Source organism: Paenibacillus sp. LC231 (genome assembly GCF_001860525.1).
Classification (GTDB): Bacteria; Bacillota; Bacilli; order Paenibacillales; family Paenibacillaceae; genus Paenibacillus_AQ.
This window is the reverse complement of record NZ_JFOM01000037.1, coordinates 231319-242683: the sequence shown is the minus strand read 5'-3', so window position 1 is coordinate 242683 and position 11365 is coordinate 231319. Positions and strand designations below refer to the sequence as shown.

Below are 11365 nucleotides of genomic sequence, written 5' to 3'. Positions count from 1 at the left end.
CATATAAAAATGGACGCCAAGGAGGTGTGGGTTATGGAATCTGCGGAATCGGCCGAACGGATCGGGTTGGTGATCGAACCCGGATGGTTAAAAGGGAAAGTGGATGGAGCGCCCGAATCTTCGGGGACCTATGAGGTCAGCGTTCAGGTAAAGACGCTGAGCCCTGCTGCCCGCGAGGCCGTGCTGGCTTATCTGGAGGAAGACCCGCAGGCGCTGTACCGCCTGCTTGCAGGGAAGGACGCACCTTGGCTGGCCGAGCTGGCGCCGTCCCCCCTGCAGGGCGAAGAGGCGGCCGCCTCTGCCCGCTGCACCTGCGGCCAAGCGGCCTGCGGGCACGCCGCAGCCTTGCTGGCTGCCGCAGCCCTGCGGCTTGCGGCTGAGCCGCTCCAGCAGCTGACGCTGCTGGGGCTGCCGCGGGAAGCGCTGCTGGCCGGCGTCTTTGGCGCCTGGGCCAAAGCAGCTCCGCCGCAGGCAGGCGGCTCTGCCGCAGAGCAGGCCGCCCGCGCGAAGGAGAAGGGGCCGTCCGGCCCTTCTCCGGGCGAATGGGTGGCCGAAGCGGCGGCCGAGGGCCGATTGCACCGGCCCGGCCCGCAGCTTAGCGAGCTGGCGGTGCAGCTGTCACCGCCGCCTCCGGCAGATCAGCTGGGCCCAGTCGGCGACTGGACAAGCTTACTGCCAGGCGTTCGCGGCGCGTCCAAAGCGCTCAGCGTGATTGCCCGCGGCGCGGCCAAGCAAGCCGAGCAGAAGCGCCGCAGCTTGAAGTCGCCGTAAGGTTTACCAATCCATCACAGAATTGTATTGAATTTGATAGATGCGGCGCCATAAATCGGGGCAATCTGCCGGATATTTGACGTAAACGGAGATTATCCGGGATGTTTCGACAGCCGCCTCGTTTGTTCTGCTCATTCTGAATAAGGTACAATGGGTGCAGGACAAACCGTGGGAAAGGAAGAAGCCATAGATGAATGCATTTTCGGGAAAACGAACACGATTTACAAGCGCAATGCTGTCATCCTTGCTGTTAGCAGGAGCCATTCTGGCAGGCTGTCAATCAGATGATGCGGGTTCCGGCAAGGAACAGGGTCAGGAATTGCAGTCGCCGGCTGAAGGCCAGGAAGGAAACACGCTTCCTGAGGCCGGCGCGGGCAATGAAGAGACTGGGGCTGAGGATCAGCAGGCAGATCCGGTCATGGCGAAGCGGAGCGAGAATGCCCTTCAGGCCACGATCCAGGAAAGCGGCGGCAAGCAGGTTGTAACCAACGCAGAGGCGATGACGGTGGTTGTGAATAAGCAGCGCAGCTTGCCGGATGGATATGAACCAAGTGACCTCGTGGAGCCGGATGTTCCATTTTCTTTTGATGAGCCGCACGAAAAACGGCACCTGAGAAAAGAAGCGGCAGACGCGCTCGAGGAATTGTTCGCTGCGGCCCAAGCAGACGGCATCGAGCTCCGGGCCGTGTCGGGATACCGTTCTTATGCCCGTCAAAAAACGATATACGAGAACAATGTTCGTACCAAAGGGGAAGCCGAGGCTAATCGTGTAAGCGCGGTGCCGGGTACGAGTGAGCATCAGACAGGCCTTACGATAGACGTGTCCAGTCCTAGCGCAGGCAATGCGCTGGAGGAAGCGTTCGGGCATACGGAGGAAGGGCAGTGGCTGGCGCAACGCGCGCCGGAATTCGGCTTTATCATTCGTTATCCGGAAGGGGCCGAGGATATTACCGGCTATGTATACGAGCCGTGGCATATCCGTTATGTAGGCAAGGATCTTGCGCCGGATATTGCCGACAGCGGCTTGACGCTGGAGGAATACTTCGATGAGGCGAACATTAAACTGTAAGCTGTGCTAATAGTCGTGGGATAAACGGGACTTTTTATCCTTGTACCCCGGCTTGCGAATCTATAAAGTAGAACAGGACCTGCGCAAGACCGGGCGATGTTCTTGTTATACGAATGAATCCCGGGGCGGCTTGGCTCCGGGATTCATTCGTATTTTAAGAGATAAGAAAGCATAAACTTCAGAGGCTGCCATCCTGATCTCGCAAGAAAAACTTCCGCTAAATGCGGTCTGTCTTCCGAGAAGGTACGTCGATCTTTACTTATTTAATGGCGAGTCCTCATAACCGGGATCATCGTAGCCGGTGTCGGTCAGCTTGCCGATGATGTTCATGTCCTCAATGGTTTTGCGGGTGCGTTCATCCCCATGTTCATGGAGAAAGTGGTAGAGGTTGATCGTTCGTTCATCGTATTGCTCGGCAGCATCGTCATGATCTGCTGACTTATAAGGGACGAATGTGCGTTTAAACGCATACCGATCGCTGCTGCTGACTTCATAGAGCAGCCCCCTCAGCTTTGAGACCTCTTTATCATCCATATATACGACATATTCGTTCGTATCGTTCGGCACATCCTGGATCAGGTTGTGATTGACTGAAACATAATACGTCTTTTTATCGTTTGTCATATTAAATCCCTCCAGTCTTCGGCAGCTAAGGGCTGCACGGTATAGGATGCGGCTGTAGCCGACAGTATCCGGCATTGTACTGTCCAGTTTTCTAATCATATACACGTTCGGGGCCGGGATGAATCAGCCGTGCAGTTGGAAGGGGCTTCCTTTTTCACATGGGGCAAGGAATTTGGTATGATAGAATCACCATGGCGGCAGTATACTGGACGATGAGGAGCATGGATCATCACATCGAGTAGTATGCGAACGTTAAAAATATGGGATGGCCGGTTTATGGCTAGTTAAAAATCGTTAATAACCTTAATGAAGTGATATGACAATGTGCCGGCGGCATGCCGGTCAATCGGGATATGAGAAAGAGGAGGATTCATAAATGAATATTTTACAAAAGCTTAAGGATGGAGCCAACCGCGCAACGGAAAAGGCGCAGCACGTAGTGGAAGTGAATAAACTCAACAGCCAAATTTCCGAAATCGAACAGCAGAAGAACTCATATTACTTACAGATGGGTAAAGTGTTCTATGAGGGCTACCGTCTGCAGGACATGACGATGGCAGAAAAAGAAATGGTTGAGCTTGCGCAAACCTGCGATGGATTGCAGGAGCAAATCGAAGCGATTCGGAACCGCATTGCGGTCCTCAAGAATGAGCGGGTCTGTGATTGCGGACGGGTGGTCGCGTTGGATGCGAATTTCTGCCCGTACTGCGGAAACAAGCTTGCTAATTTGATACACCCTGAGAAGTCAGCATCGGATGAACCAAGGGAGCCTGAACGTAAGATCGTGTTTGATAAACATGAATATGCAGCGGCTGAAGAACAACAGGAACAGGATGAATTTCCTACCTACGACTACCGTTCGAATCCGGATCCATACGAGCCGGACATGTACGAGCCGGAGCCGGAACGGCAGCACGAGGAGATGGATCTCTCCGAACCTGAGGTTGATCCGGAACAGCTGCGTATCGAGCAGGAAGAGCAGGAGAAGGAGCGCCGTCACTGGGAAGAACTTGAGCGGGAGCGGGAGCGGCAGCTGGAACTGGACCGCCGCATTCGTTTCTGGCAGGAGAATAACCAAAGTCAGGACTATGTTGGTGATGATGAGGCGACGCGCGATATGGTGAAGTGCCAGATTTGCAGTGTCGACTTGCCAAAAGGCTCGAAATGGTGTCCGCGCTGTGGAGCTGAACAGATTTAAGATATAGGGATTCGGACGATCATGCCCTTGCGCGAGTGTTAATAAGACAGTGTGAATGATAGAGCAAGCGTTCGAGCATCTTGGGAGGACTAATATTATGGAACAATTGCTGCATCATTTGCGGAATTTGGGATTTACGGAGATTGAATCGAAAATTATGGTAGACCTTGCCGAGTATGGGCCGGCGGGTGGTTATGAAGTGGCAAAACGACTTGGAGCTTCGCGTTCTAATGTCTATGCTGCCATGCAGCGTTTGGAGCGGCAAGGGGCACTTGAGCGAATGGACGGGGAACCCGTCCGTTACCGTTCGCTGAAACCGGAGGAATTGACGCGGATGATATCCGGCCGTGTGGAGGCGTCACTCGCTTTTGTTGAGAAGAGCTTGCCGCGAGGAAGCGGCACGGCCGCTCCCTTCCTCAGTATGGAGGGAGATCAGGCGGTGCTTGATGTGCTCGTCCGGGAATTGAAGCGAGCGAAACAGGAGATCGTGGTTGACGTCTGGCGTGAAGAAGCTTCGCTTCTGCGTGAACCGCTGGCTGAGGCGGAGGCTAGGGGAGTCAAGGTGCTGTGGGCTTGTGACGGCCCGGACCAGGGTCTCTCAAGAACGCTGGCGTGGTCTGGGTGGAACGGACTTGCGGAGCGCCGGGGAGGCGGCCGGAAATTCTCCTTTGTTGTGGACCGGCAGTGGTGCATACTAGGGATGCGCGGCGGGGAATATGATACAGGGGCGGTCATCACGGAGCATCCGGTAATGGCGGAGCTGCTGCTGCACCATTTTACACAGGAGATGGTATTGTTCCAGCTTGAACAGGATATGGGTGAGCAGCTGGAAGCCCGTTATGGAGAGCACTTTGGTCTGATTCAGAGCCAGTATCTTAATGCGGAAGCCGACGCCGAAGCACAGGATGACCAGACCGCGGGATCGAAATCGGGCGCGGAGTATGAAGCAGATTCTGACCCAATAGACGGCGATAGCAATCGAAATACGGCATAGGGTTCCGACTGGCGCCTGAGGAGGCCTTTCCAGAAGTGACTTTTATCACAGTTAGGCATCATGGTTCATCGTACAATGTAATAAACATAAAGATAAGGAACGCCGGGATTTATCTTGGCGTTTATTTGCTTAAGATCCGCAGGCAGGCGGGAATGAAAGTTGCAGCTGGCAAGAGGATAAAAGAAGCGGTCTTTAATCGCAATCATGACAACCAAGAGAAGGGGGATGAATGAGCATGGAATGCATCGTTCATTTTACAGTGGGACATAAGGAAGGACCCAAGAAGCTCCGAGGATTGATTTTTGTTGATAAAGGAGAGAATCCTACAGGTCAGCAGCTGCTCGATATGTTTCATGAAATGGAGTATAAGGTGGTACCTGACTCGCATGATGAACTTCTATTTAAACCGGAGAATCCCGCGGAAAGTTATACTTATATACGTGTGAACGAACTCGATATGGGTCAAGAAAAATATACGGAAGACCGCAATCTGAAATCGCTGCTGAACGAGCTGCTGCCTAAACAACGCACGGGCTTGTAACGAATAAACCCATCTGCCTTCCGCTGACATCCGCTGGGATTTGCAAAACCCGCTTGTTATAATGGATGTACGGAAGGGGATGGAGATGTTTATTTTTGCAGGAATCGCAGCATTATTGATTTACGGCTTGCTGGTTTATTATATTGGCCGAAGCGTATGGAGCTGGATGAAACCGGGTCCGTCCATTGTGCTCAAATGGATATACATAGTCGTGCTGACCGTAGTATCGACATCGTTTGTTTCAGGACGGTTCTTCGGTAACCTCACAGTGCTGAGCGTGATAGGATCGTATTGGATGGCTATTTTCTATGTCCTGATCATCCTGCTCCCGTTGATGCACATCATGCTGTGGCTGCTAAGATTGACGGCATTGCGAAGAGAGGGCCTGAAGAAGGCGGCAGGATTTATCGTGTTGGTGCTATTGGTCGTTGTGATCGGCTTCGGTTCTTTTAATGCTTATAGTCCAACGGTTCGCGCATATGATATTCACGTGGACAAGGACGCCGGCACACTTGAGGAGCTGAATATTGTCATGGCGTCCGATATGCACTTCGGCGTCCTGTCAGGTAAAGCCCACGCTGTGCGTTTGGTGAAGGAGATTAATGATTTAAAGCCGGATCTGGTATTGTTCCCTGGCGATATCATCGATGACGATCTGGATGCCTATCTTAACCAAGGGATCGATCAGATCCTGACCGGTATCCAGGCAAGGTATGGTGTGTATGCCTCGCTTGGCAATCATGACCGATTCGAAGGCGAAATGCCGGATCTGATTGAGGCTCTTGAACATAGCGGCATGACCGTGCTGTATGATGAGAAATTGACGGTCGAGGGCCTGACGCTGGTTGGCAGACGGGATAAACAGGATCAGGAGCGGGCCGAGTTGTCCACGATCATGGATGGGGCCGATCTATCCAAGCCGATCTTTGTGCTCGATCATCAGCCGAATGCCCTGGAGGAAGCACAGCAGCAGGGCGTAGACCTTATCGTTTCTGGGCACACGCACCGCGGGCAGGTATTCCCGGCGCATCTGATTACGCAGGCCATGTTCGAGAATGATTGGGGGTACCTGCAAAAAGGCCGGATGCATTCCATCGTGTCCTCGGGTTACGGCTTCTGGGGACCTCCGATTCGTCTGGGTTCCCGCTCCGAAATTGTCCAGATCCATGTTACATTTCAATAGATGATATTGAGGGATGAGCCACCTGTGAGGTGGCTTTTTTTCATGTCAGGTATTTGGGGAAAATATTGTATCCAGAAAGGATCGGATTATTGTATGATCTTTGCTAGATATACACATTGAGTGTAGGGAGGTAAACGGGTTGCGATCGATTCCGTGCAGGAAGCTTGGAATATTGGCAATAGCCGCTGCCCTAGTTGGAAGCGGATTAGCGGGAACCGGGGCAATTGAGATGGTATCCGCGGCACCCATCGTGGTTAAGGAGGGGCTTAAGAACAGCAACGGGATGCCTTTAGGTCAATCGGTTACGGTTGCAGGAGGGCCCGATCATGTGGCTGGCCTATCTTCGTCACTGGCTGCAGAAGGACTGCGGCAACCAGGGAGCGTAGCTTGGCTGCCGGATGGCTCCGTTGTTGTATCCGATACGGAGAATCATGTCATTCGCAGGATAAAGGACGGGGAGAGCACCATTCTTGCAGGGGCATCCTTATCCTACAAGCGGGACGGCGGAGGACTCCCGATCGGCGGTCTGCTGGACGGACAGGGAGAGCGTGCTTTTTTTAACCGGCCGTCCGGGATTGCGGTGGATGGAAACAGACAATTGTACATAGCCGATTCAGGCAATCATGCGATTCGTAAAATCGATCAAGATGGCGAAGTGACTACCTTAGCGGGCAGCGGTCTTATGGGTCTTAAAGACGGTAAGTCTAAAGATGCCCTGTTCCATGAGCCGCAGGATATCACCGTTACCAAGGATGGCATTCTGTATGTGGCGGATACCTTAAACCACGTCATCCGGCGGATTTCGCCAGACGGGGAAGTGACGACGATTGGGGCCCCATCCACGCGTGCTGTCCAAATCCGGGCTGGTGTCGTCGCGTTGGCGGGAGACTATAAGAACGGTTCGCTTGCGGAAGCGCGATTTAATGAGCCGGCAGGGCTAGCGCTTGATGGTAAAGGCAATTTGTATGTCAGCGACTCGGGCAATCACGTCATTCGCTACATCGATTTTGGGAAGGGGACCGTATCAACGGCTGCAGGCAGCGGACCATCATCCAGCTACTACGATAAGGACGCTTTATACGGCGATCCGGGTTATCAGGATGGAGCCTCGAATGGAGCACGCTTCAACTCGCCCCGGGGATTGACATGGAGTGCGGACGATGGGCTTCTCATTGCAGATTCCCATAATCATGCTGTTCGTCAATTGAAAGGGGAGTATGTATCCACACTGACAGGCGGGATCGGTGGCTACGTGGATGGAATTGAAAGTGAAACCCGGTTCCGTTCACCAGCCGATATTTCGTTGGCTGCGGGCGACGGGGCACTATTTATTGCGGATCAACGCAACGGGGCTGTCCGGGTATGGTCCGGATACAAAGCTCCCGAAGCATGGCAAGCAGGAAAAGGGATCACGGCTGCTTATGGAGATCAGGTAACCGTACTGGGTGACTTGTCTGTTATTCAACAGGGGCAGATGGTGGTGCCCGTCATAACGATAGGCAAGCTGCTCGGGTATCGTATGAGCTATCATGCCAAGAATAAGGAATTAACATTGGCTCGAGGCGAAGATGTGATCACGCTGCAAGCCGGAGGTCAATATATGACCCGGAAACAGGCAGGAGAAGAGGTTACCAGGGTAGAGGCTGGAATTAAGCCGTATATTGCGAATGACCAGATGATGGCTCCGCTTCGAACGGTGGCAGAACTGCTGGGGAAAGATGTGCAGTGGAACGCCGGTGACAAGCTGGTTATCATCCGGGATTTGGCTGAACGAGAAATAAAGCAGGGGGACGTTAGCTTCAGCACTTCGAACTTTACGCCCCGACGCATGCAGATCGTGGAAATCACCGGTTCGGCCAAGATCCGTTACGGCGGGTATGCGCAGGTAGATGCCTACAAGGGAATGATCCTGGGTGAAGGCGATGAAATTGTTACCGGCTCTGGCATAGGAGGCGCGAGGCTACGGCTTTTGGATACCGACGATGTCATCACATTAGGCAATAAAACGAGATTGGCTGCCGAGCAGCTTCGCAAGGTTGGCATCTCCAACGTGACTCGACTGATTTTAGAGGCCGGGCAAGCTTATTATGATGTCACCGACTTGAACCGGTCGACGGATCGTTTCGAAGTACGGTCCGGTTATGTGACGAATAGCGTGCGAGGCACGCACTTTATAATCACGGTTAATCCATTAACGGGAGCGACAACCGTAGCAACGGCTAGCGGGAAAGTCACGAGTACAGTGACGCCGACAGGCAAAGACGGTTCCATGCAGCCATCAGGCCCAATAACCATTAGTCCAACGCAGCAAATTTCGATAGGCGGTTCGAAAGAGGGACGGTCCCCTGTACAATTTATCGATATTGAGGATTTGATAGGGAATGCCTCGCCGGAAGTCATTGCGCAGCTAATTAAGAATAAGAACGACATCGACCGGGAGAACGAGGAGCTCCTCAAGAAGATGCGGCAAGAGTTACAGTCCGGACAAAGCGGAAACGGCACCCGGGACTTGAATATTAAATCTCCGGATGATTTGTCAAAAGTCGCAGATAATTTGGATAACCTCATCGGAAACATCGTGAAAGAAACTCTGGACAAGAAAAAAGTAAGCAAAGAGGAACTGGATAAACTGATTAAAGAAGCAAACACGGATTCGGGCAAGAAACTTGATCTTGGCCAAGTGAAAGACTTGGATAAAACAGCTGGACTCGACCCTGCACTGGAGCAGGTGCGCTTGGAAGCACTGAAGCGCCAACAGGACGAGGAAAGAAAGAAGCTCGAGCAGCAGCAGGATCGGATGGAGCAGCTGCAGCAGCATCTCGGCGATATGCTGGCTAAGCTCGAGCAGCAGAAGAAACAGCAGGATGAAGCTAACAGGAAAGCACAGGAAGAAATGAAAAAGAAGGCCGAAGAGCAGCTTCTTCAATCTTTAAGCGCAGAGGAGAAGGAACGGTTTCTCAAGGGCAAGAAAGCGGCAGAGCAGGAGAAAGGCGCTCAGCCGACGCCGGTTAGTCCGGGCGGTGGCACGGGATCAGGAGGCGGCGTATCGCCGCCTGTAACCAGTCCGCCTGTGACTGAGCCCCCAGTGACGGAGCCTCCGGTGACGGAACCTCCCAAGCCGGAGCCGCCGTTACCTGATCGTTCTGTAAAGGTCATATATAGCGATGATATGGGCGGTGAACTATCGGCACGTCCAGACAATTATTTTGGATCCATTCATTTTGAAACGAAAGGCTTTGCCGATGATCTGGAAGTTCAAGTCAGGGTGACGCTGACAAGGGATGGAAGTCCGGTTGTTGGACTCCCTGTCCGTCATGGCGAGCAGACGGTGGAATCCAATGCAGAGGGAAGCTTTATGCTGCAGTCAGTTGAAGGTACCGGCTTTAAGTTAAGCGAGATGGCTTCACCGGATACTCCGCTGGAGTTCTATGCCGAACTGCTGGATTCCGGAAGTTATACGGAGAAGATCGAACTGCTTGAGGTCAAAGAAGGCCAATTGACTGTGCTTGGAGAAAGTGTCCGTTCCATCCAGGTCAGCCCTTTCTCGCAATTCGAATTCATTGGCGAAGGCCCGTTTCCGGCAGCCATTGATATGTATTGGGGCTTTTATTCCAAAGCGTACGGACTGAGCGAGGACACCAAGGTAGGCTATGAATTGACGATACTCGATGATAATGGCCAGCCGGTAAGTCTGGGCGTACTCGGATTCCGGATGAAGCCGCATGAATCTGTAACCACCTTGACGGAACCCGGGTATGAGATCGTCGCTCCCGATAGTGAAGGGGTATACCGGGTGAACGCAGGTTTAACGGTCGGGGACATGGATCTGGAAGGGAATGGGAGTGATATCCTGTTCCGCTGGCAGCAAGCTCATGTCGGAACGTATACGCTACGAATCCAGCTCGTTGATGTAAGCGGCGATGTACCCCAGTCCATTGGTGATCCTCTGGAATGGATAATTGAAGTTATACCTACAAGTTAATGCTCTAGAAAGGCTGTCCCATAAAACTTATGGGGCGGCCTCTTATTCGTTTTAATTGACCGGTAGTTTATTATTTCCGTAAATTTTCACTTTATTTTTTCATAGGGAATGCGTTATACTTCATTCATTCGGAAATATTACATTTACACGTAAGCATTCTAAGGTACACGGATCATACATTTTCTCGTATAGGTGCAGGAATTGGCCTGCATGTCTCTACCCGATCACCGGAAATGATTGGACTACGGGTTATAGCAGCAGCAGCGGACAAGCCAGGTCAATTCCATTTGACTTCTATGGCTCAAGGTGCGTTTTTGCTGTTTATGCCCATTTGTTTCTTTCCCGGCGATTCGGTGAAAGGAGGAAGTGGGCTTTTTTGCTTGGAATGTGAACAAATTTTAAGGGGGAGCATCATGCAATTACTGCAGAACAAGGTGAAAGAGGAAGGCATTGTATTAAGCGGACAGGTACTGAAGGTGGATTCATTCCTGAACCACCAGATGGATCCGGTATTGATGAAAGAGGTAGGTAAGGAATTTACGCGACTGTTTAAGGAAGCGAACGTGAATCGTGTATTGACCATTGAATCCTCCGGCATCGCGCCCGGCATTATGACCGCCCTTGAGATGGAAGTGCCTCTCATCTTTGCACGGAAGCAGAAGTCGCTGACGCTCCGTGAGGATATATTTGTGGAGAAGGTGTACTCCTTCACCAAGCAGGAGACGAACGAGATTACGGTCGCGAAGAAATTCATCAAGCCCGGCGATAAAGTGCTGATTGTGGATGATTTCCTTGCCAACGGCGAGGCGGCATTCGGGCTTGCCCGAATTGTCGAGCAGGCGGGTGCAGAGGTGGTAGGCATCGGGATCGTTATTGAAAAGGCGTTTCAACCGGGAGGACGCTTGCTGGCCGAAGCGGGTTATCGGGTAGAATCGCTCGTACGGATTGCATCACTTGAAGATGGCGTAGTGACATTCGCATAGAACGAAAGTTAACAATTTAT

At 52.3% G+C, this 11365-nt stretch carries 10 protein-coding genes and 1 riboswitch; of the genes, 9 read left to right on the top strand and 1 reads right to left on the bottom strand.

Annotated features, from left to right (window positions below; genetic code table 11):
• Positions 1-33: 33 nt before the first annotated feature.
• Both AK95_RS22255 and AK95_RS22250 read left to right on the top strand, forming a co-directional pair.
• A complete protein-coding gene (locus AK95_RS22255; RefSeq protein WP_071222079.1) occupies positions 34-771 on the top strand; it encodes a hypothetical protein in 738 nt (245 codons plus the stop codon).
• A gap of 190 nt (positions 772-961) precedes the next feature.
• A complete protein-coding gene (locus tag AK95_RS22250) occupies positions 962-1840 on the top strand; it encodes a M15 family metallopeptidase (RefSeq protein WP_071222078.1) in 879 nt (292 codons plus the stop codon).
• Positions 1841-2095: 255 nt separating this feature from the next.
• Here the strand turns inward: AK95_RS22250 and AK95_RS22245 are convergent, their stop codons facing one another.
• Positions 2096-2464: a hypothetical protein gene (locus AK95_RS22245; RefSeq protein ID WP_071222077.1), complete on the bottom strand. Its 369-nt coding sequence runs from the start codon at positions 2462-2464 to the stop codon at positions 2096-2098.
• A gap of 376 nt (positions 2465-2840) precedes the next feature.
• Here AK95_RS22245 and AK95_RS22240 point away from each other — a divergent pair, with 376 nt between their 5' ends.
• The 7 genes from AK95_RS22240 (at position 2841) to AK95_RS22210 (ending at position 11345) form a co-directional block, all read left to right on the top strand.
• Positions 2841-3662 carry a zinc ribbon domain-containing protein gene (locus AK95_RS22240; protein ID WP_071222076.1) on the top strand — a complete coding sequence of 274 codons (822 nt, stop codon included), beginning with the start codon at positions 2841-2843 and terminating at the stop codon, positions 3660-3662.
• 97 nt (positions 3663-3759) lie between these two features.
• Entirely contained in the window at positions 3760-4656 is an 897-nt protein-coding gene (locus AK95_RS22235) for a TrmB family transcriptional regulator (protein ID WP_071222075.1), read from the top strand.
• Positions 4657-4691: 35 nt separating this feature from the next.
• Positions 4692-4889, top strand: a complete 198-nt coding sequence (locus AK95_RS22230) for a hypothetical protein (protein ID WP_071222074.1) — start codon at positions 4692-4694, stop codon at positions 4887-4889.
• Positions 4890-4891: 2 nt separating this feature from the next.
• Positions 4892-5197, top strand: coding sequence for a hypothetical protein (locus AK95_RS22225; protein WP_201259421.1), 306 nt, complete (start codon positions 4892-4894; stop codon positions 5195-5197).
• A gap of 85 nt (positions 5198-5282) precedes the next feature.
• Positions 5283-6380 (top strand): metallophosphoesterase, encoded by a 1098-nt coding sequence (locus tag AK95_RS22220; RefSeq protein WP_201259420.1) that lies wholly within the window; start codon positions 5283-5285, stop codon positions 6378-6380.
• A gap of 139 nt (positions 6381-6519) precedes the next feature.
• Positions 6520-10362, top strand: a complete 3843-nt coding sequence (locus tag AK95_RS22215; protein ID WP_071222071.1) for a stalk domain-containing protein — start codon at positions 6520-6522, stop codon at positions 10360-10362.
• 164 nt (positions 10363-10526) lie between these two features.
• Positions 10527-10627, top strand: a riboswitch (purine riboswitch).
• 148 nt (positions 10628-10775) lie between these two features.
• A complete protein-coding gene (locus tag AK95_RS22210) occupies positions 10776-11345 on the top strand; it encodes a xanthine phosphoribosyltransferase (protein ID WP_071222070.1) in 570 nt (189 codons plus the stop codon).
• Positions 11346-11365: the final 20 nt, after the last annotated feature.